At 73.9% G+C, this 23,893-nt stretch carries 30 protein-coding genes; 16 read left to right on the top strand and 14 right to left on the bottom strand.

Annotated elements, in window-relative coordinates:
* Positions 1–26 precede the first annotated feature (26 nt).
* The 4 genes from ABTY59_RS15185 to ABTY59_RS15170 form a co-directional block, all read right to left on the bottom strand.
* Positions 27–479 carry a DUF5709 domain-containing protein gene (locus ABTY59_RS15185; RefSeq protein WP_352019386.1) on the bottom strand — a complete coding sequence of 151 codons (453 nt, stop codon included), beginning with the start codon at positions 477–479 and terminating at the stop codon, positions 27–29.
* Positions 480–523: 44 nt separating this feature from the next.
* The gene (locus tag ABTY59_RS15180) at positions 524–691 is read right to left on the bottom strand and encodes a hypothetical protein (protein ID WP_352019385.1); all 168 of its coding nucleotides are present in this window, start codon (positions 689–691) and stop codon (positions 524–526) included.
* Positions 692–863: 172 nt separating this feature from the next.
* Positions 864–1,403 (bottom strand): hypothetical protein, encoded by a 540-nt coding sequence (locus ABTY59_RS15175; protein WP_352019384.1) that lies wholly within the window; start codon positions 1,401–1,403, stop codon positions 864–866.
* 62 nt (positions 1,404–1,465) lie between these two features.
* Positions 1,466–2,746 carry an NADH:flavin oxidoreductase/NADH oxidase family protein gene (locus tag ABTY59_RS15170; protein WP_352019383.1) on the bottom strand — a complete coding sequence of 427 codons (1,281 nt, stop codon included), beginning with the start codon at positions 2,744–2,746 and terminating at the stop codon, positions 1,466–1,468.
* Between the two features lie 94 nt (positions 2,747–2,840).
* Between ABTY59_RS15170 and ABTY59_RS15165 the strand changes: the two genes are divergently transcribed.
* Positions 2,841–3,449 carry a TetR/AcrR family transcriptional regulator gene (locus ABTY59_RS15165; protein ID WP_352019382.1) on the top strand — a complete coding sequence of 203 codons (609 nt, stop codon included), beginning with the start codon at positions 2,841–2,843 and terminating at the stop codon, positions 3,447–3,449.
* A 174-nt stretch (positions 3,450–3,623) separates the two neighbouring features.
* Complete coding sequence (locus tag ABTY59_RS15160; protein ID WP_352019381.1) at positions 3,624–4,736, top strand: ABC transporter substrate-binding protein; 1,113 nt, start codon at positions 3,624–3,626, stop codon at positions 4,734–4,736.
* Between the two features lie 14 nt (positions 4,737–4,750).
* On the opposite strand, the gene ABTY59_RS15155 is transcribed toward ABTY59_RS15160, so the two are convergent.
* Positions 4,751–5,134 (bottom strand): VOC family protein, encoded by a 384-nt coding sequence (locus ABTY59_RS15155; protein ID WP_352019380.1) that lies wholly within the window; start codon positions 5,132–5,134, stop codon positions 4,751–4,753.
* A 305-nt stretch (positions 5,135–5,439) separates the two neighbouring features.
* Here ABTY59_RS15155 and ABTY59_RS15150 point away from each other — a divergent pair, with 305 nt between their 5' ends.
* Positions 5,440–6,594 (top strand): IMP dehydrogenase, encoded by a 1,155-nt coding sequence (locus ABTY59_RS15150; protein WP_352019379.1) that lies wholly within the window; start codon positions 5,440–5,442, stop codon positions 6,592–6,594.
* 109 nt (positions 6,595–6,703) lie between these two features.
* A complete protein-coding gene (locus ABTY59_RS15145) occupies positions 6,704–6,862 on the top strand; it encodes a hypothetical protein (protein WP_352019378.1) in 159 nt (52 codons plus the stop codon).
* Positions 6,863–6,872: 10 nt separating this feature from the next.
* Here ABTY59_RS15145 and ABTY59_RS15140 read toward each other — a convergent pair whose 3' ends face one another.
* The gene (locus ABTY59_RS15140) at positions 6,873–7,628 is read right to left on the bottom strand and encodes an SDR family oxidoreductase (RefSeq protein ID WP_352019377.1); all 756 of its coding nucleotides are present in this window, start codon (positions 7,626–7,628) and stop codon (positions 6,873–6,875) included.
* A gap of 109 nt (positions 7,629–7,737) precedes the next feature.
* On the opposite strand from ABTY59_RS15140, the gene ABTY59_RS15135 reads away from it, so the two are divergent.
* On the top strand, positions 7,738–8,250 hold the full coding sequence (locus tag ABTY59_RS15135; RefSeq protein ID WP_352019376.1) for an RrF2 family transcriptional regulator: 513 nt from the start codon (positions 7,738–7,740) through the stop codon (positions 8,248–8,250).
* A gap of 58 nt (positions 8,251–8,308) precedes the next feature.
* Positions 8,309–8,884 carry a GNAT family N-acetyltransferase gene (locus ABTY59_RS15130; RefSeq protein WP_352019375.1) on the top strand — a complete coding sequence of 192 codons (576 nt, stop codon included), beginning with the start codon at positions 8,309–8,311 and terminating at the stop codon, positions 8,882–8,884.
* 55 nt (positions 8,885–8,939) lie between these two features.
* On the opposite strand, the gene ABTY59_RS15125 is transcribed toward ABTY59_RS15130, so the two are convergent.
* Positions 8,940–9,917 carry a quinone oxidoreductase family protein gene (locus ABTY59_RS15125; protein ID WP_352019374.1) on the bottom strand — a complete coding sequence of 326 codons (978 nt, stop codon included), beginning with the start codon at positions 9,915–9,917 and terminating at the stop codon, positions 8,940–8,942.
* A 115-nt stretch (positions 9,918–10,032) separates the two neighbouring features.
* Between ABTY59_RS15125 and ABTY59_RS15120 the strand changes: the two genes are divergently transcribed.
* Entirely contained in the window at positions 10,033–10,377 is a 345-nt protein-coding gene (locus ABTY59_RS15120; RefSeq protein ID WP_352019373.1) for an ArsR/SmtB family transcription factor, read from the top strand.
* 25 nt (positions 10,378–10,402) lie between these two features.
* On the opposite strand, the gene ABTY59_RS15115 is transcribed toward ABTY59_RS15120, so the two are convergent.
* Positions 10,403–11,131 (bottom strand): hypothetical protein, encoded by a 729-nt coding sequence (locus ABTY59_RS15115; RefSeq protein ID WP_352019372.1) that lies wholly within the window; start codon positions 11,129–11,131, stop codon positions 10,403–10,405.
* Positions 11,132–11,269: 138 nt separating this feature from the next.
* On the opposite strand from ABTY59_RS15115, the gene ABTY59_RS15110 reads away from it, so the two are divergent.
* Complete coding sequence (locus ABTY59_RS15110) at positions 11,270–12,463, top strand: MFS transporter (RefSeq protein ID WP_352019371.1); 1,194 nt, start codon at positions 11,270–11,272, stop codon at positions 12,461–12,463.
* 9 nt (positions 12,464–12,472) lie between these two features.
* On the opposite strand, the gene ABTY59_RS15105 is transcribed toward ABTY59_RS15110, so the two are convergent.
* Genes ABTY59_RS15105 through ABTY59_RS15095 form a run of 3 tightly spaced genes read right to left on the bottom strand, consistent with a single transcriptional unit; the run spans position 12,473 to position 14,922 of the window.
* Positions 12,473–13,552, bottom strand: coding sequence for a sensor histidine kinase (locus ABTY59_RS15105; RefSeq protein WP_352019370.1), 1,080 nt, complete (start codon positions 13,550–13,552; stop codon positions 12,473–12,475).
* Complete coding sequence (locus tag ABTY59_RS15100) at positions 13,545–14,219, bottom strand: response regulator transcription factor (RefSeq protein WP_352019369.1); 675 nt, start codon at positions 14,217–14,219, stop codon at positions 13,545–13,547. The genes ABTY59_RS15105 and ABTY59_RS15100 overlap by 8 nt, the downstream gene beginning before the upstream one ends.
* Positions 14,220–14,229: 10 nt before the next feature.
* Entirely contained in the window at positions 14,230–14,922 is a 693-nt protein-coding gene (locus ABTY59_RS15095) for a VanZ family protein (protein WP_352019368.1), read from the bottom strand.
* A 201-nt stretch (positions 14,923–15,123) separates the two neighbouring features.
* Here ABTY59_RS15095 and ABTY59_RS15090 point away from each other — a divergent pair, with 201 nt between their 5' ends.
* The 4 genes from ABTY59_RS15090 (at position 15,124) to ABTY59_RS15075 (ending at position 18,191) form a co-directional block, all read left to right on the top strand.
* A complete protein-coding gene (locus tag ABTY59_RS15090; protein WP_352019367.1) occupies positions 15,124–16,347 on the top strand; it encodes a PP2C family protein-serine/threonine phosphatase in 1,224 nt (407 codons plus the stop codon).
* 119 nt (positions 16,348–16,466) lie between these two features.
* Complete coding sequence (locus ABTY59_RS15085) at positions 16,467–17,090, top strand: histidine phosphatase family protein (protein ID WP_352019366.1); 624 nt, start codon at positions 16,467–16,469, stop codon at positions 17,088–17,090.
* A 137-nt stretch (positions 17,091–17,227) separates the two neighbouring features.
* The gene (locus ABTY59_RS15080; protein WP_352019365.1) at positions 17,228–17,614 is read left to right on the top strand and encodes a VOC family protein; all 387 of its coding nucleotides are present in this window, start codon (positions 17,228–17,230) and stop codon (positions 17,612–17,614) included.
* Between the two features lie 91 nt (positions 17,615–17,705).
* Positions 17,706–18,191 (top strand): SRPBCC family protein, encoded by a 486-nt coding sequence (locus ABTY59_RS15075; RefSeq protein WP_352019364.1) that lies wholly within the window; start codon positions 17,706–17,708, stop codon positions 18,189–18,191.
* Positions 18,192–18,206: 15 nt separating this feature from the next.
* On the opposite strand, the gene ABTY59_RS15070 is transcribed toward ABTY59_RS15075, so the two are convergent.
* Entirely contained in the window at positions 18,207–18,881 is a 675-nt protein-coding gene (locus tag ABTY59_RS15070) for a hypothetical protein (protein ID WP_352019363.1), read from the bottom strand.
* 61 nt (positions 18,882–18,942) lie between these two features.
* On the bottom strand, positions 18,943–19,362 hold the full coding sequence (locus ABTY59_RS15065; RefSeq protein ID WP_352019362.1) for a hypothetical protein: 420 nt from the start codon (positions 19,360–19,362) through the stop codon (positions 18,943–18,945).
* A gap of 114 nt (positions 19,363–19,476) precedes the next feature.
* Here ABTY59_RS15065 and sigJ point away from each other — a divergent pair, with 114 nt between their 5' ends.
* Positions 19,477–20,430, top strand: coding sequence for an RNA polymerase sigma factor SigJ (gene sigJ / locus ABTY59_RS15060; protein ID WP_352019361.1), 954 nt, complete (start codon positions 19,477–19,479; stop codon positions 20,428–20,430).
* 3 nt (positions 20,431–20,433) lie between these two features.
* Here the strand turns inward: sigJ and ABTY59_RS15055 are convergent, their stop codons facing one another.
* Positions 20,434–20,871: a glutaredoxin domain-containing protein gene (locus ABTY59_RS15055; protein WP_352019360.1), complete on the bottom strand. Its 438-nt coding sequence runs from the start codon at positions 20,869–20,871 to the stop codon at positions 20,434–20,436.
* A gap of 128 nt (positions 20,872–20,999) precedes the next feature.
* On the opposite strand from ABTY59_RS15055, the gene ABTY59_RS15050 reads away from it, so the two are divergent.
* From ABTY59_RS15050 to ABTY59_RS15040, 3 genes are all read left to right on the top strand, one after another.
* Positions 21,000–22,238 (top strand): sensor histidine kinase, encoded by a 1,239-nt coding sequence (locus ABTY59_RS15050; protein ID WP_352019597.1) that lies wholly within the window; start codon positions 21,000–21,002, stop codon positions 22,236–22,238.
* Between the two features lie 158 nt (positions 22,239–22,396).
* Entirely contained in the window at positions 22,397–23,587 is a 1,191-nt protein-coding gene (locus ABTY59_RS15045; protein ID WP_352019359.1) for a cytochrome P450, read from the top strand.
* A gap of 32 nt (positions 23,588–23,619) precedes the next feature.
* Positions 23,620–23,829, top strand: coding sequence for a ferredoxin (locus ABTY59_RS15040; protein WP_352019596.1), 210 nt, complete (start codon positions 23,620–23,622; stop codon positions 23,827–23,829).
* The last annotated feature ends 64 nt before the right edge of the window (positions 23,830–23,893 follow it).

Below are 23,893 nucleotides of genomic sequence, written 5' to 3'. Positions count from 1 at the left end.
GCCGGCACGGCGTGCGGTGGACCGGGTCATTCCTCGTCGATGATGTGCATCGCCGCTTCCTCTGCGGACGCGGCGCCGCCGTCGATGCCGAGGTCCCGGGCGTTCAGTTCCGCCGACACGGGACCCGTTCCCTCGTCCTCGGCCATCAGGCGTCCCGCGCGGCGGCCGCCGACCTGGTCGTCGAGGAGCTCCCCGTCGGTGTCCGTGGTGTCTCCGAGGCCGTCACCGTCGGGCGGAGGGGGCTCGGGCTCCTCCTCCGCCAGCCGTTCGTCGAGGGATTCGCCGCGCTGTCGTTCGGCCGCGGTCACGCCCGCGCGCTCGGCCGCGAGGGGTCTCTCCGGAGGCGAGTACCCCGCGTCGAGCGGGTCGCCGGGCGGCCCCTCCAGGGTGTCCTCGTAGTCCAGGACTCCCGTGTCGTCCCGGACCTCGCTGCCGTCGGGCTGGTAGACGTCATCGCCCCAGGCTTCCGTCTCGGTCATGGGGAACTCCGTTTCTCACCAGTCCACGACGGCTTCGCCCGCGTTCACTCCTCCCGTTCGAAGTCGGCCTCGGCCCGCTCGGCGTCGAGGTCGGACTGGGCCTTCGCGTACAGCTCGTGCACGAAGTTCCGGGCCGCCTCGGGCGAGATGCCGACGCCGAGCCGCAGCAGCCGTCCCGTCCAGTAGCCGAGGGGATCGTCGGGTACGGTCATGGCGCCTCCTGAGGGGAGTGCGGTCGATGCCGGCCGTTCGCGTGGCGGCTCGGGACGAGGACCTGGTGCGGGGCGCCTTCGACGGGCGTCGAATCCCTGTTCTCCCTTCCATGGTCCCCGCATGGGGTGCGAGCGCAACCCGATGCGCGTCCGGGACACCCCCCGGGGCCTGTCAGGAAAGTCCCTGGCCCACCCACCGCCGCAGCAGTTCCTCGCGCTGCGCCGCGCGGGGCGATCCGCCCTCCCACGCCCTGCCCCACTCCGACATCGCCGCCAGGGTGGTCGCCATCGTCGCGGCGCCCTCCGTGAGCCGGGCGAGGAGGGTGCGGGAGAGCTCGACCTCCGCCGGGGTGTAGCCGACGGCCGCCGCCACGAAGACCTCCAGCTCGTGCGTGCCGTCGGACGCCTCCAGACCCAGCGTCATCATCGGCGGGGCCTCGCCCCCGAGGCCGGGGCCCAGCGTCATGCCCAGGTTCATCACCACGTCGAGGGCCATGTCCGTGACCACGCCGACCTGCCGCTTGAGGGACTTCACGGGCACGTCCGCCACCGTCAGCGCCCGCACGTCCTCCCAGAGGTGGAGGCGGGACTGCTCCCCGCCGAGAGCCAGGACGCCGTCGGGGGTCAGGCGCACCCCGGGTGCCGTACCCGAGGGCTTCGCGCCCACGTACACATCGCCCTCGGCGATCCAGAACAGGCCGACCATGGCCATGGGTTGCTCACTTCCCCCGACGACGGCTCTCCGCCGCCGCGTCACACGTCGAACTCAAACGATCAGGTCGCCTTCCGGAACGCCTCCGAGGGCCGGGAAGTTCCCGCGTCCCGGCCGGTGGCCAGCCAGGCGCGGTAGCCGCGCAGCGCCCCGCGCTGCTTCCGGTACTCGGCGACGAGGGCGATCGCCGGGTGGGTACCGGGCCTGGGTTCGGCGCCGCGGGCCAGCCGTCGCATCTGGTGGCGGACCCGCGCCATGCCGGCGGCCGAGGCGAGGGTCTTGTCCGACCAGGTCACCGGCGCCATCCGCCGGTCGGCCTCGCGGTCGGCGCGCCAGCGGTCGGGCAGATCGGGGGTGACGGCGAGCGCGGTGCCCATCCCGACGACCGCCACACCGCTGTCGAGGACCTCGTCGGCGGTGGCCCGCCGGGTGATGCCGCCCGTGAGCATCAGGGGGACGGGGCTCGTGCGCACCAGGTCCTCGGCCAGGTGGAGGAAGTAGGCCTCGCGCGCCGTGGTGCGCGCGTCGGCGGGGCGGCCGGTCATCGCGGGGCTCTCGTAGCTGCCGCCGGACAGCTCGACCAGGTCGACGCCGAGCGGTTCGAGCAGGGCGATCACCTGGCGTGCGTCGTCGGCGTCGAAGCCGCCGCGCTGGAAGTCGGCGGAGTTGAGCTTCACCGCGACGGCGAAGGTCGGCGAGACGGCGGCGCGGACCGCGCTGACGACGTCGAGGAGCATCCGGGCCCGGTTCTCCAGCGGCCCGCCCCATCGGTCGGTGCGCGTGTTGACCAGAGGCGACAGGAACTGCGACAGGAGGTAGCCGTGGGCCGCGTGCACCTCGACACCGTCGAATCCGGCTTCCTCGGCGCGGCGGGCCGTGACGGCGAACCGCGCCACGGTGTCCTCGATCTGCTGGGGGGTCATGGCCGTCGGGCGGCCGAAGCGGCCGCTGTGCCGGCCCAGGTCGACGCCGATGTCGGACGGGCCCCAGACGACGCCGGGCATGTCGGACGCCACCTGCCGGCCAGGGTGGTTGATCTGCATCCAGATCGCTCCGCCGCCGGACTTCCCGGCCTCGGCCCACGCGGTGAACGGCTCCAGGGGCGCGTGCTCGTCGAGTACGACTCCGCCGGGGCCGGTCAGCGCCTCGGCGTGCACCATCACGTTGCCGGTGATCAGCAGGCCGGCGCCGCCGGCGGCCCAGCGCCGGTAGAGCGTCAGGATCCGCCCGTCGGGGAGCTGCCCCTCACCGGCCATGTTCTCCTCCATGGCCGCCTTCGCGATGCGGTTGTCCAGTACCTGCCCGGAGTGCAGGGGCAGTGGCGTGAACAGCTCACTGGTCATCCCGGTTCCCTCTTTCCATGTCCCTCGCCTACCATGTATGCACCACAAACATAAGACCCCATGTAAGCGGCGCAAACATAAAAGAGTGTGACCTATGTCGCAAACCGGTACGTACCACCACGGCGATCTGCGCGCCGCCTGCCTGCGCGCCGCCCGGGAACTCCTGGAGGAGGACGGCAGCGCCGGACTCTCCCTGCGCGCGGTGGCCCGCCGGGCGGGCGTGTCGGCCACGGCCCCCTACCGGCACTACGCGGACCGGGACGCCCTCGTCTCCGCCGTCGCCGCGGAGGGCTACCGCGAACTCGCCCAGCACCTGGCCGCGGCCCACCCCGCGCCCTCGACGCCCGACGACCTGGCCGCGGTCGCCGTCGTGTACGTGCGGTTCGCCCTCGACCACCCCGCCCTGTTCCGGGCGATGTTCGCCGAGCCCTGCGACCCGACCAGCGAGGAACGCGTCGCCGCGACCGCCGTCATCAAGGAGTACGTCCACGGCATCGTCCGCGACGCGTTCCCCGGCGCAGACGTGACGGGCGCCCTCCCCACCACCGTCTGGGCCCTCGTCCACGGCCTGGCGTTCCTTCATCTCGACGGAAAGCTCGACTCCTCGTCGCCCGAGGCGGTCGCCGCCCAGGTACGGGGCGCGGTGCACGCCCTGTTCACCGTCTCCCCCACGCCGCGGCCGGCGGGGACGCCCGCCCCGTAGGCCCCCGGCGCCGGCAAAGCACTTGACCGCGCCCGGCGACGCCGGTTCCCATGGCGACGGCATGATCACCCGGGCGCCGCCCCGGCGCGGCACGCGGAACGCGCACGGCCGCCGCCCACCGGCGACCGTCCGGACCCTCCGCGTCCGCCTTCGTCCCAGGGAGACACCCGCCCCATGAACACGCCGTCCTCGCCTTCCGGAACCGCGCGCACCAGCGGATCGCCCGTCCGGCTGGGCGCACTCGTCCCCCTGACGCGCCCCGGCTGGGTCGAGGCGGGCCGGCACCTGCTCGCGGGGCTCGACCTGGCCGCGCGCGAGGTCAACGACGGGGGCGGGATCGACGGCCGCCCGCTGGAACTGGTCGTACGGGACACCGCGGCCGATCCGGAGCGGGCCGCGGCGGCCGTGGACGAACTGGCCGGCCTCGGCGTGGCCGCCGTGGTGGGCGAGTACCACAGTGTCGTCGCCCGCGCCGTCGCCGCCCGTGCCGACGCCCTCGGCCTGCCGTTCCTCTGCTCGTCGGCGGTGCTCGACGCACTCGTCGAGCAGCCGACCGAGTGGGTCGCGCGCGTGGCCCCCGCCCAGTCACGCGGCTGGTCGGTCTTCGCGGACCTCCTCCTCGCCATGGGCCGGGGCAGGATCGCCGTGGCGAACCAGCCGAGCGTCTACTGGGCGTCCGGGACCCGTGTCCTGCGGGACCGCCTCGCGCCCCGGGGCGGCTCCGTCGTCGAGCTCGACGCGACCGCGCTCACCCCCGAGGCCCTGTGCGACGCCCTCGTCGAGCACGGTGTCACGGCGCTGCTCCTGCTCGTCGGCAGCCCGGAACCGGCGGTGCCGCTCGTCAGGGCGGTCAGGCGCGACCGGCGGCTCGCGGACCTGCTGATCGGCGCCCCCGCCGGGCAGCCGGAGTTCACCGAGTGGGCCGAGGCCCTGGGAGTGGACGGCGCAGGGATCCCGTTCCTGCGCTACCTCCCGGAGCGGCTGGGCCCGCTCGGCGACCGCGTACGGGAGGAGCTGCACGCGCGCCTGGGCGAGGCGCCCTCGTTCGTGGCCTTCGAGGGCTGGGACACCGTCACCTTCCTTGCCGCGCTGCTGCGCGCCCACGGCACGGACCGGGCGACCGTCGCGGAGTCCTGGGCCGAGCTGACGGTCGAGGGCACACGTGGGCCGGTCTCCTTCTCCCGGACCCCGGGCATCGACACCTGGCAGTGGACGTGGGCGCCCCTCCAGGTCGCCGACCGCGATCCGTCGGACCCGAGCCGGTTCCGGGTGCTCCGCGTCGGCTGACGGCACCCCGCGCGTCAGGAGTTCGCGGCGGCCCGCTCGGACTCGGCCCGCAGGACGCAGAACTCGTTGCCCTCGGGGTCGGCCAGGACGGCCCAGCCCGAGCCGTCGGCGTTCCGGTGGTCGGCGACGAACGTGGCGCCGAGATCCAGCAGGCGCCGCACCTCCTCGTCGCGCGAGGTCTCGGGGCGCAGGCACAGATGGAGCCGGTTCTTGCTCGTCTTGGGCTCGGGCACCTGGTTGAAGTACAGCACCGGGCCCTCCGCGAGGAGCACTTGGGTCTCCCGCGCGCCCGGCCTGTCCTCCGGGTCCAGCGGGCGGCCCGTCACACCGCTCCAGAAGCGGGCCAGCCCATAGGCGTCCGCGCAGTCGATCGCCACGTTCTGCAATACCGAGACCATGATCGCGATTCTTCCCGATCTCCGTGCCCTGCGCCACCGGATCGCCTGCCGGAGCCGCCCGGTGCGGTAAGATCACGCATGGCGTGATGGAAGTCAACGCCTGTGCAGCACCGCGGGGTTCGGGTCTGTCGCCTTCACCGTCCGCCCGGTCCGGCGCGTGCGCACCGCCCCGCCGGGCGCGCCCGCTCCGGGTTTCCCGAGCGCCCTTCCGTCCGCGCGCTCCCGGTCGGCATCCATCCGCAGTGCCCGTACGAGCCCCGCCGTACCGTTCCCGACCGGCGCGCAGGCTCCTTGCTGGAGACGATGTGAAAATCCTTCCCGAGATCTCTCGTACGCTGAGCGAGTACCTCCTCATCCCCGGTCTGACCACAGAGGACTGCACCCCGGACCGGGTGGACCTCGGGGCGCCGCTGGTGCGCCACCGGCTCGGCGAGGAGCCCGGAGTCCGGGTGACCACCCCCCTGGTGAGCGCCATCATGCAGGCGGTGTCGTCGCCCACGCTCGCGGTGGCGCTGGCACGGGCCGGCGGACTGTCCTTCATCCACCAGAACCAGCGGATCGAGGACCAGGCGGCGGACGTGCGGGCGGTGAAGGGGCACGACCACCCGGCATCCCGGACGGACGACCGGGCGAGCGTGGACGGCGAGGGGCGGCTGCGGGTCGGCGCCGGGATCAACTCCCGTGACTTCAAGGACCGTGTGCCCGCACTGGTCGAGGCGGGCGCGGACGTGCTGTGCCTGGACTCCTCCGACGGCTACTCCGTGCACCAGGCGAGGACACTGGAGTTCGCCCGGGAGACGTACGGGGAGGACGTCCCCGTGGGCGCGGGGAACGTCGTGGACGGACGGGCCTTCCGCTACCTGGCGGACGCGGGCGCCGCGTTCGTGAAGGTCGGCATCGGGGGCGGGGCCATCTGCACCACGCGCGCGCAGAAGGGCATCGGCCGCGGGCAGGCCTCCGCGCTGCTCGACGTGGTCGAGGCGCGCGACGCGTACGCGCAGGAGACCGGCGTGTACGTGCCGTTGTGCTGCGACGGCGGTCTGCTGAACGACTCGCACATGGCGATGGCGCTGGCGATGGGGGCGGACTTCATCATGCTCGGCCGCTACTTCGCCCGCCTCGACGAGAGCCCTTCGCGGAAGCTGCTGATCGACGGGCAGTGGTACAAGGAGTACTGGGGCGAGGGCTCGCTGCGCGCGCAGAACGAGGCCCGCTACGGCCAGCGGGGCCGGATGGTGTTCGAGGAGGGCGTCGACGGCTACGTGCCCTACGCGGGCGGCCTGGACGACAACGTCGAGCGGACGCGGGCGAAGATCGCCTCCACGATGATCAGCTGCGGTTCGACGAACCTGCGGGACTTCCACCGTGACGCGGTGCTGGTACCGGTGTCCGCGGAGTCCTTCAAGCAGACGGGCGCCGAGGTGCAGCTGCGCCTCCCGGCCCTCACCTCCGCCGAGTGACCTGACCGGTCCGGACCGCGGTCCGGCGGCGCGGCCCCACCGGCCGGCCCGTCCCCAAGGCCGACCGGTGGGGCCGCCGCCCACCGAACCCCGCACGCCCCGCGGGACGGTGTCCCTGTGTGCCTTCGTCGCCACCCCCGAGCCGCATGAGGTCCCGCCCGGCGCGGTCGCCGCCCGCGAGCCCGCCCACATCCCCGCGGCAGTGGGCGGGCGCGACGCCCTCGCCCGCCCCAAGCGCCCGAACCGCAAGCGCCGGCGCCGCGCCTGACCGGCGGCCGTCACCCCTGGACGACGGCCGGGGAGGTCCGCAGCCAGTCCCGGTAGCGGGTGGGGGCACGGCGGGCGTCGGGGCCGCCGACGAGGACGTCGCCACGGACGACGGCGAACATGCCCGCCGTGCCGTCGGTGACCACACGGCGGCCGTCGCCGCGCGCGGCCAGCGTGATCCGGCCGATCTCGTCGAGGCCGAGGACGTCGGGTCCCGCGACGTCGACCGTCCCGTCGAGCGGCGCGGCGGTCGCGACGTCGGCGAGGGCCCGGACGACGTCCGCGGACGCGATCGGCCGCAGCGGGGTCGCCGGCAGGCGGACGACGTCGCCGTCCGCCGTCCAGGACAGCACGGCGTCCATGAACTCGAAGAACTGCGTGGCGCGGACGAGGGAGTACGGGGTGGGCCCCTGGCGCAGCAGCTCCTCCTGGAGCGCCTTCGCGCGGTAGTAGTCCAGCTCGGGGACCTGGTCGACGCCGACGATCGACAGGGCGACCTGGTGACGTACCCCGGCCTTCTCCCCCGCCCGGAGCAGGTGGCCCACGGTCGTGCGGAAGAAGTCGAGGGAGTGCTCGTCGAAGGTCGGGGAGTTGGTCACGTTGACGACCGCCTCGGCACCGTGGAGTGCCTCGTCCAGGCCGGCGCCGGTGAGCAGGTCCACCCCCGAGGACAGGGAGGCCGGGACCACGTCGTGGCCGGCGTCGCGCAGCGTGGCGACGAGCTGGGAGCCGATGAGGCCGGTGCCGCCGATGACGGTGATCTTCATGGTGTGCCTTCCTTCGTGGGTCGGTCGGACCCCGGGACGCAAACTCGGATACCCGATGTCCGAGATAATACTCGGATACTCTGTGTCCGAGTCAAATGGGGAGGCAAGGATGAAACTGTCCGGTGGCGTGGAATGGGCGCTGCACTGCTGTGTGGTGCTGACGGCGGCGAGCCGCCCGGTGCCGGCGGCCCGCCTCGCGCAGTTGCACGACGTCTCGCCGAGCTACCTGGCCAAGCAGCTGCAGGCGCTCTCCCGGGCCGGCCTCGTCCGGTCCGTGCAGGGCAAGACCGGCGGATACGTGCTGACCAGGGAGGCCGCCGAGATCTCCCTGCTCGACGTGGTGCGGGCCGTCGACGGGCCCGATCCGGCGTTCGTCTGCACGGAGATCCGGCAGCGCGGCCCCCTGGCGACCCCGCCGGAGAAGTGCGTGAGGCCGTGCCCGATCGCCCGCGCCATGGGAGCCGCCGAGGCCGCGTGGCGGGACTCGCTCGCCGGCACGACCATCGCCGACCTCGTCGCCTCGGTCGAGGGCGACAGCGGGCCCGACGCCCTCCCGGCGGTCGGCTCCTGGCTCACGTCGGGCGGTGACGCGCCCACGGACCCGGACGGCCCGTCGGCGTAGCGGCAGACCGGACCGGGGACCCGGTCCGGTCTGCGGCCACAGCACTAGGCTGACGATCATGACGCCTGTCCCGCACCGCGACGCGACCGCCCGGCCCGCCCTGCTCGACGCGCTGGAGGTGGCCTCGGACCCCGTGCAGCGCGAGGGGCTCACGGAGTCGGCCCACCGGATCCTGGCGGACCTGGTCCGGGGCGGGGCCGCGCTCGGCTGGGTCGAGCCGCCCTCGCGGGAGGAGGTGGCGAAGCTCCTGGAGCACGTCGTCTCCGCCGCACGGGCCGGGGACGGCGCCCTGCGCGTGGCCCGCGCGGACGGGCGCGTCGTCGGCCTGGGGTACTGGCTGCGCTACGCCCGGCCCACCCACCGGCCCCACGCCGACCTCGAGAAGCTCGCCGTGGACCCCGCCGCCCAGGGGCTCGGTGTCGGACGGGCGCTGACCGCCGCCCTGATCGCCGACGCCCGTACGGCGGGGATCGAGGTCCTCACGCTGGACGCGCGCGGCGACAACGCCCACGCCCTGCGCCTCTACCGGTCGCTCGGCTTCACCGAGTACGGGCGCCTGCCGGACTTCGTCGCCGTCGGGGAGCGTCGCTACGACAAGGTCTTCTGCATGCTGGACCTCCGCGAGCGGGAGTGAGTCCGTCCGGATGCCCCGAGGGGCCGTAGGGGACGGGACGCTCCGGGCGGACGCGTCAGTCCCGGACGCGCAGCAGGAGCTTGCCCGTGGAGGTGCGGCCGCCCAGCAGCCGGTGGGCCTCGGCCGCCTCGGACAGGGGGAACTCGGCCGTGACGGGCAGGGTCACCGTCCCGTCGGACACCGTCCGCAGCGCGCGCTCGGTCAGGGCGCGCGCGGCGGCGGGCGCCGTCTGGGCGAGCGACAGCACGGAGAAGCCGGATACGGAGTGGCCCTGGCCGTACAGTTCGGGCTGGCCGACCTGCCAGGGCGCGCCGCCGCCCGCGTTGCCGAAGGACACCAGGCGCCCGAAGGCGGCGAGGGCGCCCAGGCCGCGGCGCAGCGTGTCGCCGCCGACCGGGTCGAGGACGAGGTCGACTCCCCTGCCTCCGGTGGCCCGCCGGACGTCGTCGGCGAAGGTGTCGGGGCGGAAGACCTCGTCGTAGCCGTACTTCAGGGCGTACGCGGCCTTCGCCTCGGTGGAGGCGACGCCGTACACCGCTCCGGCGCCCGCCGCGCGGGCCAGTTGGCCGACGGCGGTGCCGATGCCGCCCGCCGCGCCGTGCACCAGCACGCTCTCCCCGGAGCGGAGGCGGCCCACTTCGTGGATCAGGGCGTGTGCGGTCGGCAGGACCGTGGGGAGCGTCGCCGCCGTCCGCAGGTCCAGTCCCCCGGGAAGCGGGAAGACCGTCTCGGCCCGGGCGACGACCACCTCGGCGTAGGCGCCGGAGCCGACGAGCGCGGCGACCTCCTGGCCCACCTCAAGGCCTTCGACTCCCTCGCCCAGCGCCCGGACGTGGCCGGCGACTTCGAGGCCGGGCCGGTGGGGAAGGACCTCGACGCGGTAGCCCTCCGCACGCGCCTTGACGTCAGCGAAGTTCACTCCGGCCCAGGCGACGTCGATGGCGACCTGGCCGGGACCCGGCCGGGGCGTGGCGGCCTCGACGAGTCGCAGGACCTCGGGACCGCCGTACTCGTGGAATTCGATCGCGCGCATGGACGAACCATCCTTCGAGGAGTGCCGAGTGTTCAACGGGAGGCGAACACTCGCACTGTATGATGACCATCGAACACTGGGCAAGCGCAGAAGCCCCGACGAAGGAGTGGACGGGATGGCCGAGCAGTCCGGGAGCACGGGTCACCGCGCGGCGCCCGTGCACACGCACCCCGACGACGTCGCCCTCCTCACCGCGCTCGCCGCACTCGCGGACCCCGTGCGCATCCAGCTCGTCCGGGAACTGGCCGCCCAGCCCGACTGGACGCTGAGCTGCAGCAACTTCGACGTACCCGTCGGCAGGGCCGCGAAGAGCCACCACTTCACCGTGCTGCGCGGCGCCGGCCTCGTGGAGCAGCGCGACCAGGGCCCCAAGCGGCTCAACCGGCTCCGCCGGGAGGAGTTCGACGCCCGCTTCCCCGGGCTGCTCGAACTCACCCTGCGCGCCGACGACATGGGCTGAGCGCCCCTACGACGGGAGGCCCGGCTCAGCCGACGCGGTCGGACGCCGTGACCCGGTGGGCCTCCAGGCCGGGCGTGGCGAGCAGGTCGGTGATCAGTGCCTCCGGTCCGCACACGTACGTGCTCACCAGGTCCACGTCACCGCCCACGCACCAGGCCCGGTCCTCGGGCCACCACAGGTCGGGGAGTTCGGCGAAGGGGTCGAGGAGTTCGGGGGAGACGGAGTCGGCCAGGGTTCCGGACAGCAGCAGCTCGTCCCGGTGCGGGGTCGGGAAGGTGGGGATCCCGTCCCAGTCCCAGCGTCCGTACCCGTGCCACAGGCCGTACCAGCACCGTTCCGGCGTGGCCGTGTGCCGCGCGAGGACGGGGACGAGGGCGCGTGCCACGCCGGGGGGCGTGGGGCCTTCGGCCGGGTGCTCGTCCCACACTCCGGGGAGGCCGTACTCCTCCGCGTTCTGGTAGAACCGCCGCGCGCCGATCACCTCGTACCAGTCCGTCAGCGCCTCGACCCGCCCGCCCCGGGCGGCGGCCACCGTGTCCCAGCGGACCGGTTCCTCGTCGAGCGCCGCGGGGTGCAGGACCCGCGCGTACGCCGGGAAGCCGGGCGCGGCGACGCCGGCGACGGTGCCGAAGTCACCGTGTCCGGGGTGGCGTTCGGTCAGCCAGTGGGCGGGAGCGAGGTCGTCGGTCTCGACGCGCAGGCGTCCGTACGTCGCGGGGCCGGGCTCGCTGCCCGAGCGGATCCATCCGTCCATGCGCACAGTCTGCCCCGCGCACCGTCTGCCCCGGCCGGTGCCCGTGGCCGGTCGGCGCTTGGGCCGCCACGGTCGAGGCGCCGCGCGCGGGCCTCGCCTTGCCGGGCGGGGCGGGGTCGCGGGGTTACGGTCGGCGGCATGGTTGGTGATCGTCAAGGGTGGCTCCGGTGCCTGCTCGCCGGTGCCGTGTTCGTCGTGGGGATGACCGGCACCACGCTGCCGACGCCGCTCTACCCCCTGTACCAGGAGAAGTTCGGGTTCTCCGAGCTGACGGTGACCGTCGTCTACGCCGTGTACGCCTTCGGGGTCATCGGCGTCCTGCTCCTGGCGGGCAACGCCTCGGACACCGTCGGCAGACGGCCCACGCTGCTGTGGGGGCTCGGCTTCGCCGCGGCGAGCGCGGTCTGCTTCCTGAGCGCCGACGCCCTGGCGTGGCTGTACGCGGGCCGGCTGCTGTCGGGCCTGTCGGCGGGTCTGTTCACCGGGGCCGCCACCGCGTACGTCATGGACCTCGCTCCGCCCGGCGGCCAGTCCCGGGCGACGCTCGTGGCGACGGCCGCCAACATGGGCGGCCTCGGCTGCGGGCCGCTGCTCGCCGGGCTGCTCGCGGAGTACGCCCCGGAACCGCTGCTGCTGCCGTTCGCGGTGCACCTCGCCCTGGTGGCCGTGTCGGCGGTCGTCCTCCTGCGGCTGCCGGAGACGGTGCGGGACGCGCGGCCGCTGACCGCCGTACGGCCCCAGCGGCCGGCGCTGCCCGCCCAGGTCCGTCCGGTGTTCGTGCCCGCGGCCATCGCCTCCTTCGCGGGGTTCGCCCTGTTCGGGGTGTTCACCTCGGTCAGCCCCGCGTTCCTCGCGCGGTTCCTGCACGTCGACAACCACGCCGTGAGCGGTCTGATCGTCGCCCTCGCGTTCTTCTCCTCCACGGCCGGGCAGCTCGCCGTCGGACGCTTCGGGGTGTCCCGGTCCCTGCCGCTGGGCTGCGCCGTGCTCTTCGCCGGTCTGGCCTTCCTGGCGGGCGCGCTCTCCGTGGAACTGCTCGCGCTCGTGGTCCTCGCGGCCGTGGTCGGCGGGGTGGGGCAGGGGCTCTCCTTCCGCGCGGCGATGTCCGCGGTCGCCTCGGCCGCGCCGGTGGAACGGCGCGCGGCGGTGATCTCGGCCCTGTTCGTCGTCGCCTACACGGGCATCTCGATCCCGGTCATCGGGGTCGGCCTCCTCGCCGAGCCGCTCGGCCTGGAGCAGGCGGGGCTGGTCTTCACCGGCTGCATGCTGTTCCTGGTCACCTCGGCCGCCGTCTACCTGCTGCGCCGTCCGGTGCGCACGGCGCAGCCCTGACTCAGGCCCCTATGACGTCCCGGGCAGTCGGACGGTGACGAGGAGGCCCCCGGCGGGGCGGGGGGCGAGGTCGAGGGTGCCGTCGTGGGCGCGGACGACGCTGTGCACGATGGCGAGGCCCAGGCCGACGCCGGCGTGCTCGGGGGTGCGGACGCGGTCCGTTCCGCGCCGGAAGGGTTCGGTGAGGGTCGGTACGAGTTCCGGCGGGAGCGGACGCCCGGTGTTCTCGACCCGCAGGACGCTCGTGTCGCCGTCCGTCCCGGTGCTGACCGTCACGGTGCCGGCCTCGGGGAGGTTGTGGACGAGGGCGTTCTGGACGAGGTTCGTCACCATCCGCAGCAGCAGCTCGGGGGAGCCGCTCGCCGTGGCCGCCCCGCCGGTGACGTCGAGGGTGATCCGGCGCCGTTCGGCGAGGGGCAGCAGGGTTTCCGCGGCTTCCTCCGCGAGGAGGGAGAGGTCGACACTCTCGCGCTGGACCGGTGTGCGGTCGGCGCGGCTGAGCAGGAGGAGCGCTTCGGTGAGGGCGATCGCGCGCGTGTTGGCGGCGTGGAGCCGTTCGACGACCTGGCCCGGGTCCCGCGTGGGGTCCTGGCGGGCCACGTCGAGGAGGGTGCGCGAGACGGCGAGCGGGGTGCGCAGTTCATGGGAGGCGTTGGCGGCGAACCGTCGCTGCTCGGCGACGTGGGACTCAAGCTGTTCGAGCATCGAGTCGAACGCGTCGGAGAGTTCACGGAACTCGTCCCGGCGGCCCTCCATGCGGATGCGGTGCGACAGCGTTCCCTTCCCCGCCGTGCGCGCCGCGGCCGTGATCCGGGTGAGCGGTGCGAGCATCCGGCCGGCCAGGAGCCATCCCCCGACGAGGCCGAACACGAGCAGGAAGGCCATCGCCACCGCCGCGGCGGGGGCGAAGGTGTGCACGAGCAGATAGCGGTTGGGCGAGATCCCGAGGAGGCCCCGCTCGTTGTCGGGGACGTACCGCAGCAGGAAGCCCCACACCACGGCCAGCAGGAGGGCACCGGCGACGGCGAGGAATCCGGCGTAGCTGAGGGTGAGCCTCAGCCGGGCGCTGAGCCCCGGGCGCCTATCCACGCGGCAGGCCGGTGTCGATCCGGTAGCCGACGCCCGGCACCGTCGCGATGACCCACGGCTCGCCGAGCCGTTTGCGCAGGGCGGAGACGGTGATGCGCACGGCGTTGGTGAGGGGGTCCGCGTTCTCGTCCCAGGCCCGTTCGAGGAGGTCCTCGGCGCTGACGACCCCGCCGTCGGCGGCGATCAGGACGTCGAGGACGGCGAACTGCTTACGGGTGAGCGCGACGTAGCGCCCGTCGCGGAACACCTCCCGGCGGAAGGGGTCGAGCCGCAGGCCCGCGAGTTCACGGACCGGAGGCCTGAGGTGGGCGCGCCTGCGGTCGAGCGCCCTGAGCCGCAGCACGAGCTCCCGCAGGTCGAACGGTTTGGTGAGGTAGTCGTCGGCGCCGAGCTCGAACCCGGATGCCTTGTCGTCGATCCGGTCGGCGGCGGTGAGCATGAGGATCGGGATGCCGCTGCCGGAGGCGACGATGCGCCGGGCGACCTCGTCGCCGGAGGGGCCGGGGATGTCACGGTCGAGGACCGCGAGGTCGTAGGAGTGGACGCCGAGGAGCTCCAGGGCGGAGTCGCCGTCCCCGGCGATGTCGGCGGCGATCGCCTCCAGGCGCAGACCGTCACGGACGGCCTCGGCCAGATGGGGCTCGTCCTCCACGATCAGTACACGCATGTCCCCCAGCCTAAGCAGCGCCGGATATCGCCGGCGTATGCGCGGGCGGGCGCTGCCGCCACCAGCGCCGCGAGGCCAGCGCGGCCAGGACGGCGCCGGCCGTGTTGACCAGGACGTCGTCCACGGAGGAGACCCGGTCGAGGCGCAGGACGTACTGCGCGGTCTCGATCAGGACCGAGCAGCCCGCGCCGAGCGCGAGGATCCGGGGCAGGGACGCCAGGGCCGCCCAGCGCATCGGGGCGAAGAAGCCCAGGGACGCCAGCACCAGCAGGTTCCCGGTGATTCCGAGCGGTCCCATGGTGACCAGGTCCCGCAGCGGCACCAGGTTCACCCGGCCGGGGACGGTACCGGCCCCGGCGCCCGGCATCATGGTCAGCCACAGGAACGGCACGGTCCCGTGGACCGTGCCCACCTCGGCCAGCGACGTCCGCCAGGCCGAGGGGACCCCGCCGGCACGGCGGCGGCGGGCCAGTGCCCACGCCACGAGCACGGCCGCGGGCAGCGTGACCAGGGTCATGAGCACCACGCCGTTGAACGTGTCGAGGCAGCCGTGCCACCGCCCCGCCGCACACCGGGGCGCGGCCATCAGGAGCGGGCCCCGCAGGACCCACCCGGCGGCCGCCAGGCACAGGAGCGCCGGGCCGAGGAGAGCGGCTGTGCGCGGGAGGCGGGGGCGTGGTGACGGGGACACGTGCTGGTTCATGCGCCCATGGGACACGACGGGGCGTTGCGGCGGCGTACGCGGTTCTCGATACGCCCGCGATACCCGTACCGCCCGGCCGCCCTCCCTGGGCAGGCCCGGAGAGGTCCACGGACGGAGCGGGCCCGCAGGCCGTCCCCGCCGCGCGGGCCTATCGTGGGGGCAGTCTCTCGGCTGGACCCGCGGCGGACGGGCAGGTGAAGGGTGAACGGACCCGGGATCGACTACGAGGCGGTGTTCCAGGCCCTGCCGGCCGCCGCGGCGCTGCTCACCCCCGGGCTCGTGTACGCGGACGTCAACGAGGCGTTCCTGACGATCTCGGGCCGGACGCGCGAGCAGCTCCTCGGCCGCTACCTCTTCGACGTCTTCCCCGACAACCCGGGCGACCCGTCCGCGACCGGCATGCGCAACCTGCGCGCCTCCCTGGAGCGGGTCCTGGCCACCGGGGAGCGCGACACCATGGCCCTCCAGCGCTACGACGTCGAGTCCGTCGACCGGCCGGGGCAGTGGCAGGAGCGGTACTGGAGCCCGGTCAACGTCCCCGTCCTCGCGCCCGACGGCTCGGTCGCCCTGGTCCTGCACCGCGTGGAGGAGGTCACCGAGCTGATCCAGGCCCGGCGAGCGCCCGGGGGCGACCGTGCCCGGGTGCTGGAGTCCGAGCTGTTCACCCGTGCCAGGGAACTCCAGGACGTCAACGACCGGCTCCGCCGGGCCCACGCCCAGGAGCGCGAGGTGGCGCTCCACCTCCAGAAGGCGATGCTGCCCCCGCCGCACCCGCTCGGCCATCACCTCGCCGCCGTGCGCTACCGTCCCGCCGCCGCCGCGCTCAACGTCTGCGGCGACTGGTACGACCTGGTGGAGCTGCCCGGCCGCACCGCCGTCGCCGTCGGTGACGTCGTCGGCCACGGCCTTCGTGCCGCCGGTGTCATGGGTCTGCTCCGCAGTGCCCTGTCGGCCGCCTCCCGCGTCGCCGAGGGCCCCGCCCAGGCCCTCGACGTCCTCGACCTGTACTCCCGTGACGTCCCGGGGGCCGAGTCCACCACCGCCGTGTCGGTCGTCATCGACTGGGAGAGCCGCGTCCTCACGTACAGCAGCGCCGGCCATCCCCCGCCCGTCCTCTGCCACCCCGACGGCGGCGTGGAGTTCCTCGACCGCGCGACGGATCCCCCGCTCGGCGCCCTGCCCGAACCGGCGCACCGGCCGCAGGCGCGGACCGGTTTCCGTGAGGGTTCGGTGCTGGCCCTGTACACCGACGGCCTCGTCGAGCGCCGCCGTGAGGACATCGACGCGGGTCTGGGGCGGCTCGCCGAAGCGCTGGCCCGGCACCGTACGGCCGTCCCCGAGGTCCTCGCCGACACCCTGCTCACGGAACTCGCCCCGGCGGCCGGACCCACCGACGACACGGCCCTGGTCCTCCTGCGTCTCTGACGCGTACGGAGGACGGGCGGTCGCCCACGCCGGGCGGGGCCGTGGCACGGGAACCGCGTGGCGCCGGAGCGCGTCCGTCCACACGTTCGCAAGATCACGAGAGCCGCGAGGAGTCGCGCATGACGAGGACGGCCGCCCGCTATCTGTACCTGGCGCGCCACGGTGAGGCGACCGAGGACGAGACCGCGCTGAGCGAGCGGGGACGCCGCCAGGCCGTCCTGCTCGGCGAGCGGCTCCGGAAGGCCCCGCTGACGGCGATCCACCACGGTCCGCTGCCCCGCGCGGCGCAGACCGCCCGGCTGGTCGCGGAGCAGCTCGACGGGGTTCCCCTGCGGATGTCGGCGCCGGCCGGCGACTACGTCCCGTACGTGCCGCGGCGCGAGGAGCTGCCCGAGCGGTCCGCCGACGCGATGCTCGGGTTCCTGGCCCAGTTCCCGCCGGAGGAGCGCGAGCAGGGCCCGGGCCTCGCCGCCGAGGCCCTGGCCCGGTTCACGGGCCCCGTCGAGGGCGACCAGCCGGTCCACGAGCTCGTCGTCACGCACAACTTCCTGCTGGCCTGGCTCGTCCGGGAGGCGCTCGAAGCCCCGCGGGCGCGGTGGATGGGCATCAACCACGCCAACGCCGCGCTGACCGTCATCCGCTACACGGAGGAGCGCGCCCCGGCCGTGCTCTTCCTCAACGACACCGGGCACCTCCCCGGGGAGCTGCGCTGGACCGGCTTCCCTCCCGAGCTCCACGTCTGACGGCGGTGGGACGGCCGCGGCCCGGGCCCGGAGGCAATCGGTCCGGATCGTGGACGGCCCGAGCCCTTGATCGCGGCCTCTCCGGTGACCATGATCATCAGGACGAGACACCCTTCCGGAGAGGTACTGATCCCCTCATGCGCGTCAAAGCCTTCGACCACCTCGTGCTCAACGTGACCGACGTCGACAAAGCCCTCGACTTCTACACCGGGGCCCTGGGCCTCGCTCCGGAGCGGGTCGAGGAGTGGCGGGCCGGCAAGGTGTCGTTCCCGTCGGTGCGGATCAACGAGACCACCGTCATCGACCTGTTCTCCCGGCCCCGGGGCGAGTCCAACGTCGACCACATCTGCCTGGTCGTGGACCCCCTGGACTGGCAGGAGGTCATCGACTCCGGCACGTTCGAGGTCCTGGAGGGCCCGGTCCCCCGCTGGGGCGCGCGCGGCTCGGCCCAGTCGGTCTACGTGAAGGACCCCGACGGCAACACGGTCGAGCTGCGCTGGTACCCGGAGGACGTCGAGAACTGACCGGGCACGGGACAGGCCGCTCCCCCGCCCGCTAACGTACCGGCGAGTAGCGAGAGTGGGGCAGTCCCCCACGGTGCGAGGGGAGCGGGCCATGGACCGTCAGTGGAGCCTTGAGGAGAGCACGGTCGTCGACGCGCCGCCGGAGCGCGTGTACCGGCTGGTCTCGGACCTGCGGAACATGGGCCGCTGGAGCCCGGAGTGCCGCCGCGTGTGGGTGCTGCGCCCTCCGGCGCGCACCGGCACCCGGTTCGTCGGGTTCAACCGCCGCGGACCGTTCCTCTGGCCGACCCTCGGGCGGATCAGCCGGATGACCCCGGACAGCGAGTTCGTCTTCGACATCAGCGTCTTCGGGCTGCCGATCGCGCGCTGGGGCTACCGTTTCGAGCCCGAGGGCTCGGGGACCCGGCTCACCGAGTTCTGGCAGGACCTGCGCACCGACGGGTACCGCGCCCGGGCGGCCGACGCGCTGGGCACGGTCTTCGCCGGGACGAACCCGGCCCGCCGGATCGCGCTCAACCGGGCCGGGATGCGCACCACCCTCGAACGCATCGCCCGCACGGCGACGTCCGGCGGCTGACCGGGGCACCGGGGGTCACCAGTCGATGTGCGCCGCGATCCACTCGGCCAGGCCGTCCTCGTCCTCGACGGGCGGGAGTTCGGGCGCGCAGTCGAGCGGGCTGCAGGACAGCTGGAGGTGGGTGAGGTAGCCGTACGGGCCGTTGTCGGGCGCGGGCCCCAGGACCAGGGCGTGGGTGGCGGTCCGCCAGACGCGGTGGGTGAGCGCGGGCCCCGTGACCAGGCTGTCGGCAGCCGGCGCCGTGCGTTCGGGCGATGTGCCGAGGTGCTCGGTCACCACCCGCGCGGCCTCCGTGAGGACCGCCTCGCACGCCTCGGCGGTGCTCGGGCGGCTGCCGGTCCAGCCGGGCTGCTCGCTCCACCGGTCCATGAGCCCGTGCAGCCAGGAGCCGTTGGCCATGTCCTCGTCGTGCGGGTCGACGGGGTACAGCTCCCCGAAGACCAGGAAGGTCCGGGCCTCCTGGCATCCGAAGGGGCTGCCGACGTCCGTGCAGAGCACGTGGCCGTGCCCGGTCCGGTACGACTCGCAGACCAACGACTCCTCCCGGACCCACCCCCGGAGGTCGGTCTCGGCGTCGACGGCGTCACCGTCGTCGTCCGGGACGGGCGGCACGGCCGGCAGCGCCACGAGTTCGGCTACGGCCGCGGGAGTCAACGGCCGGTGGGCGAGGGCACGGACGGGAACAGACATGCGCACCACAGTAGATCGGCTCCGGGGGCGCGCCGACACCGGGAAGGACGCCCTCCGGTGACTACCGCCGCCGGGTGCCCGGGCCGCCCTGGCGGCGCCCGGTGAGGTTCCGGCCGAGGGCCAGGACGCTGAGGCCGAACATCAGCACTCCCAGGGGGACATGGAGGGACGCCTCGTGCGCGATCCCCAGCACCACCTGGGCCGAGGCGAGGACGAGGAAGCCGGTCGAGTAGAGGATGGGCCTCGGCGAGCCGCCGCCGGGCTTCCAGGCGAGGACCGCCGCGAGCACGTAGAGCATGGTCGCGCCGTACATCACGCGTGCCCCGACGCCGTGCAGCAGCTCGCCGTGCGACGAGGAGAGCAGCAGCCCGGCGGTGGAGGCCTGGAAGAAGAGCGTGACGGTCTGCAGGGCTATCGAGACCTGGAGGAAGGTGCGGACGCCGCTGCCCTGAACTGCCGTGGTCTGTGCGGTGGTGGCCATGACGTGATCCTCTTCTTCTGCCTCGCGGCGGTGGCTCGGTAGTGTCTCGTCCGTACGACGACGCAGGCCCGTGAAATGTGAGGCGGGGCCGGAAGACTGGGAGCAGCCGCGATCATGAGCATCCCCACCGCACCGGGGCACGACCGGTCCGATCCGGACCTGGCCGTGGTCGTCGGAGAGCGGCGCCGGCTGATCAACCTCGGCTACCGGCTGCTCGGTTCGGTCGCCGAGGCCGAGGACGCGGTGCAGGAGACGTACGCCCGCTGGTACGCGATGTCGCCGGAGCGGCGCGGGGCCGTCGACTCCCCCGGGGCCTGGCTGACGACGGTGGCCGGGCGGGTCTGCCTGGACATGCTCGGCTCGGCGCGTGTCCGGCGCGAGCGCTACGTCGGTACGTGGATCCCGGAGCCGCTGCCCGACCGTGCGGAGTGGTCGAGCGTCCGGGCGGGCGGCGACCGGTCCGAGCCCGCCGACCCGGCCGACCGGATCACCCTGGACGAGTCGGTGAACATGGCGTTCCTCGTGGTACTGGAGTCGATGACCCCGGCGGAGCGCGTGGCGTTCATCCTGCACGACGTCTTCGGGTACCCCTTCGCCGAGGTGGCCGACATCGTCGGCCGCTCCCCCGCGGCCTGCCGGCAGTTGGCCTCCTCGGCCCGTCGGCGGGTCCGCGCCGCGCGGACCCCGGCCGTCCCGGCGGCCCGGCAGGCCGCCCTGGTACGGGACTTCAAGGAGGCCTGGGAGGCCAGGAACATCAAGGCCCTGGTCGATCTGCTCGACCCCGGCGCGACGATGGCGGCCGACGGCGGCGGGCTGGTCGGCGCCGTGCTCCGCCCGGTGGAGGGCAGCGCGCTGATCGCCCAGTACCTCGTCCACATCGCCGACAAGGCGCCCGGGCTGACCCTGCTGGAACGGACGGTCAACGGGATGCCGGGACTGGTCGCCCAGAACGCCGGTGTCACCGTGACCGTGGCGGCGTTCGAACTGGCCGGGGAGCGGGTCGCCCGCATCTGGGCCGTCCGCAACCCGGAGAAGCTCCGCCCGTGGACGGAGCGCGGTACCGGCTGACGGTCACGCGGCGGGCGGGAGCTTCTCACGCACCCACGCCGGGTCGGGGTTGGTGAACGGCCTGCCCTCCACGACCACGGTGGGCACCGTCTCGTCGCCGTCGTTCGCGGCTCGCACGACCGCCGCCCCGTCCGGGTCGCGCCAGATGTTCACCCAGTACGCCCCGCGGGCGCGGCGGCCCAGCCGGAACCTCAGCCGGAGGCAGAACTGGCATCCCGGCCGCCAGTAGACGACGGGCCGCCCGTCGGCCTCGCTGCGGCGCCGGGCCTCCTCCGCGCCGATCGACCTCGGGAAGACCAGCGGCGAGTTCACTCCCGCGATGAGCGCGAACAGCACGAGGAGCAGCGCGCCTTCGCCGGGATCGCCCTTGGCGACGAGCCCCGCGGCGACGAGTGAGCCGGTGAGGAAGAGCAGCATCGGCAGGATCCAGGCGCGCATCATGCACCGCAGGCTACCGACGGACCGTCACCGGGCCGTCGACGGGGCACTCGGCCGACTGATGCGGAATTGATCCGTCCGGATAATCTGGGCTCGTGGGAGCGGTCGGCGACGAGGAGCACGCGGTGCGGATGGACGAGCGGTCGCCGATCGACACGGGCGCGGCCGGCCCGGAGGCCGCCGACCCGGACGCCGGCCGGCTCGCCACCGTGATGCACGTGGCGTTCTTCGTCCTGCTGTGCTCGTCACTGACCCGGTATCTGATCGTCCACCCCGGCGCCCCCGGCACCCCCTGGGTGCTCGTCCTCGCGATCCTCCTGGCCCTGCTGTACGTGCTCGGGCCGGTCCTCGGCCCCCGCGAGGCCTACGGGCGCCCCGCCGGGCCCACCACGGGCCACGGGCTCTGGCTCGCGGCCGTCGTCGCGACTTGGCTGGCCCTCGTGGGCCTCGCGCCGAGCTTCGAGTGGTGCGCGGTGCCGCTCTTCTACACGGGCCTGCGCTCGCTGCGCACCCGGTCCGCGATCATCCTCGTCGCGCTGCTCACCGCCATCGTCGTGGGCGCCCAGGTGAAGCTGCGACTGCGGTTCGGCTTCGACCCGAACCTGCTGTTCGCGCCGCCCGCCGTCGCCGCCGTCGCCACCGCCGTCTTCATCCACTCCCAGCGCCAGGCCGACCGGCTGCGGACCGTCATCCTCGACCTGGTCCGCACCCGCCGCGAACTGGCCACGACCGAGCGCCGCGAGGGCACCCTCGCCGAGCGCCAGCGCCTCTCGACGGAGATCCACGACACGCTCGCCCAGGGCCTGTCGAGCCAGCGGATGCTGCTCCAGGCCGCCGACCGGCTCTGGGACACCGATCCGGTCGCCGCCCGCCGCCACATCCGTACGGCGGGGTCCATCGCCGAGCACAACCTCGCCGAGGCCCGGCGCTTCGTGCACGACCTGGCCCCCGCCGACCTCGCCGGAGGCGCCCGCCTCGACGAGGCGCTGCGCGGCCTCGCCGAGCGCGAGTCCACCGACACCCTCCGGGTCCTGTTCCACCAGGACGGCACTCCCTCCGCCCCGCTGCCCGACCGCGTCCAGGCGGCGTTGCTGCGGATCGCGCAGGGCGCGCTGGCGAACGTCCGCGAACACGCCGGCGCGGGCACGGCGGCCCTGACCCTCAGTCATCTGGACGACCAGGTCGTCCTGGACATCGCCGACGACGGCCGCGGCTTCGACCCCGCCGAGCGGCCCGGCGGTGTCCGCGGCCACGGCCTGCCCGCCATGCGCGCGCGGGTCCGGCAGCTCGGCGGCGCCCTCACCATCGAGTCGGCTCCCGGCGAGGGGACGGTCCTGACCGCGGTCATCCCCCTGTCGCCACCCTCCTGACCCGAGCGCGAGCCGGGCGCCCCGCCGCGTCAGCCGGATGGGCATCGCCCGTTCCGGTGGAATGGCCGAACTGTGCGTAGACCAGATAGGTGCCTGAGGCATGTAGTGGAGAAGGCACCACAAGTCCCTGCCGCCGATGCGTTCCAAGCGAGGCCCCCGTGACGAAAGCCGTGGCGTTCCCCCAGGACCGGACCTGCCCCTACCACCCGCCCACCGCCTACCCCCGGACCGAGGAGGAGCGCCCGCTGTCGCGGGTCACCCTGTGGGACGGGAGGCCGGTGTGGCTGGTCACCGGGCACACGACCGCCCGTACCCTCCTGGCGGACCAGCGCCTGTCCACCGACTCCACCCGCCCCGACTTCCCGCTCCCGACGGAGCGCGCGGCCTCGCTCCGCCGGCGCCGGCGCGCCGCACTGCTCGGCTGGGACGACCCCGAGCACAACGCCCAGCGGCGGAAACTGATCCCCAGCTTCACCCTCAAGCGCGCCGAGACCCTGCGGCCCCGCATCCAGGAGACCGTGGACCGCCTCCTGGACGCGATGGAGGCGCAGGGACCGCCGGCCGAGCTGGTGAGCGCGTTCGCGCTGCCGGTGCCGTCGATCGTCATCTGCGACCTGCTCGGGGTGCCGTACGCGGACCACGACTTCTTCGAGGAGCAGTCGCGCCGCCTGCTCCGCGGTCCGACGGGCGCGGACACCGAGGACGCCCTGGCCCGGCTGGAGGACTACCTCGGCGACCTGATCGACCGGAAGCGCGGCAAGCCCGGTGACGGCGTCCTCGACGACCTGGTGGGACGCGGCTCCGGAGAGGGCGGTCCCGAGCGGCAGGAGCTGGTCCAGCTCGCGACGATCCTCCTGGTCGCGGGCCACGAGACCACGGCGAACATGATCTCGCTCGGCACGTACACGCTGCTGCGGCACCCGGAACGGCTGGCCGAGCTGCGGGCGGATCCCGGGCTCGTGCCCACCGCCGTCGAGGAGCTGCTGCGGTTCCTGTCGATCGCCGACGGACTGCTCCGGGTCGCGCGCGAGGACATCGATGTCGACGGGACGGTGATCCGCGCCGGCGAGGGCGTCGTCTTCTCGACCTCGGTCATCAACCGGGACGCCGCCACCTACAGCGATCCGGACAGCCTGGACTGGAACCGGTCCGCCCGCCACCACGTGGCCTTCGGTTTCGGCATCCACCAGTGCCTCGGGCAGAACCTCGCCCGCGCGGAACTGGAGATCGCGCTCGGTACGCTCCTGCGCCGGCTGCCGGGGCTGCGCCTCGCCGTGCCCGCCGACGAGATCCCCTTCAAGCCGGGCGACACGATCCAGGGGATGCTCGAACTCCCCGTCACGTGGTGAGAGGAGCGGTGCGGAGGATGGCGAAGGCAGCGGTGCGCATCTCGATCGACGGGGACGTCTGCATCGGCGCGGGGCAGTGCGCCCTGACGTCCCCGGACTTCTTCACCCAGGACGACGACGGCTTCGGGACGGTCGTTCGGGGCCGCGAGGCCGGCACCGGGACCCTGGTCGCGGAGGCGGCCCGCGCCTGCCCCGTACAGGCGATCACCTTGCACGACACGGCCGACGAGGCGGGTACCTGACGGCCGTACGAGGGCGCACGGGAGTCGGCCGCCGGAGCGGCGCCGAATCCCGTGCGAGAGGGAC

The organism is Streptomyces sp. NPDC096079 (assembly GCF_040303145.1).
GTDB lineage: Bacteria > Actinomycetota > Actinomycetes > Streptomycetales > Streptomycetaceae > Streptomyces.
Note: the sequence above shows the minus strand (reverse complement) of the source record. Positions and strands in the feature narration are given on the sequence as shown.

Coding starts and splice junctions, on each gene's coding strand:
- ABTY59_RS15175 (WP_352019384.1), bottom strand. CDS start 1,403: ATGGCCATGGTCGGCCTGTTCTGGATCGCCGAGGGCGATGTGTACGTG.
- ABTY59_RS15130 (WP_352019375.1), top strand. CDS start 8,309: ATGACGCCTGTCCCGCACCGCGACGCGACCGCCCGGCCCGCCCTGCTC.
- ABTY59_RS15085 (WP_352019366.1), top strand. CDS start 16,467: ATGACGAGGACGGCCGCCCGCTATCTGTACCTGGCGCGCCACGGTGAG.
- ABTY59_RS15065 (WP_352019362.1), bottom strand. CDS start 19,362: ATGGCCACCACCGCACAGACCACGGCAGTTCAGGGCAGCGGCGTCCGC.
- ABTY59_RS15155 (WP_352019380.1), bottom strand. CDS start 5,134: ATGGTCTCGGTATTGCAGAACGTGGCGATCGACTGCGCGGACGCCTAT.
- ABTY59_RS15055 (WP_352019360.1), bottom strand. CDS start 20,871: ATGATGCGCGCCTGGATCCTGCCGATGCTGCTCTTCCTCACCGGCTCA.
- ABTY59_RS15070 (WP_352019363.1), bottom strand. CDS start 18,881: ATGTCTGTTCCCGTCCGTGCCCTCGCCCACCGGCCGTTGACTCCCGCG.
- ABTY59_RS15170 (WP_352019383.1), bottom strand. CDS start 2,746: ATGACCAGTGAGCTGTTCACGCCACTGCCCCTGCACTCCGGGCAGGTA.
- ABTY59_RS15140 (WP_352019377.1), bottom strand. CDS start 7,628: ATGAAGATCACCGTCATCGGCGGCACCGGCCTCATCGGCTCCCAGCTC.
- ABTY59_RS15120 (WP_352019373.1), top strand. CDS start 10,033: ATGGCCGAGCAGTCCGGGAGCACGGGTCACCGCGCGGCGCCCGTGCAC.
- ABTY59_RS15165 (WP_352019382.1), top strand. CDS start 2,841: ATGTCGCAAACCGGTACGTACCACCACGGCGATCTGCGCGCCGCCTGC.
- ABTY59_RS15080 (WP_352019365.1), top strand. CDS start 17,228: ATGCGCGTCAAAGCCTTCGACCACCTCGTGCTCAACGTGACCGACGTC.
- ABTY59_RS15125 (WP_352019374.1), bottom strand. CDS start 9,917: ATGCGCGCGATCGAATTCCACGAGTACGGCGGTCCCGAGGTCCTGCGA.
- ABTY59_RS15180 (WP_352019385.1), bottom strand. CDS start 691: ATGACCGTACCCGACGATCCCCTCGGCTACTGGACGGGACGGCTGCTG.
- ABTY59_RS15110 (WP_352019371.1), top strand. CDS start 11,270: ATGGTTGGTGATCGTCAAGGGTGGCTCCGGTGCCTGCTCGCCGGTGCC.
- ABTY59_RS15050 (WP_352019597.1), top strand. CDS start 21,000: ATGGACGAGCGGTCGCCGATCGACACGGGCGCGGCCGGCCCGGAGGCC.
- ABTY59_RS15100 (WP_352019369.1), bottom strand. CDS start 14,219: ATGCGTGTACTGATCGTGGAGGACGAGCCCCATCTGGCCGAGGCCGTC.
- ABTY59_RS15095 (WP_352019368.1), bottom strand. CDS start 14,922: ATGAACCAGCACGTGTCCCCGTCACCACGCCCCCGCCTCCCGCGCACA.
- ABTY59_RS15160 (WP_352019381.1), top strand. CDS start 3,624: ATGAACACGCCGTCCTCGCCTTCCGGAACCGCGCGCACCAGCGGATCG.
- sigJ (WP_352019361.1), top strand. CDS start 19,477: ATGAGCATCCCCACCGCACCGGGGCACGACCGGTCCGATCCGGACCTG.
- ABTY59_RS15115 (WP_352019372.1), bottom strand. CDS start 11,131: ATGGACGGATGGATCCGCTCGGGCAGCGAGCCCGGCCCCGCGACGTAC.
- ABTY59_RS15075 (WP_352019364.1), top strand. CDS start 17,706: ATGGACCGTCAGTGGAGCCTTGAGGAGAGCACGGTCGTCGACGCGCCG.
- ABTY59_RS15135 (WP_352019376.1), top strand. CDS start 7,738: ATGAAACTGTCCGGTGGCGTGGAATGGGCGCTGCACTGCTGTGTGGTG.
- ABTY59_RS15185 (WP_352019386.1), bottom strand. CDS start 479: ATGACCGAGACGGAAGCCTGGGGCGATGACGTCTACCAGCCCGACGGC.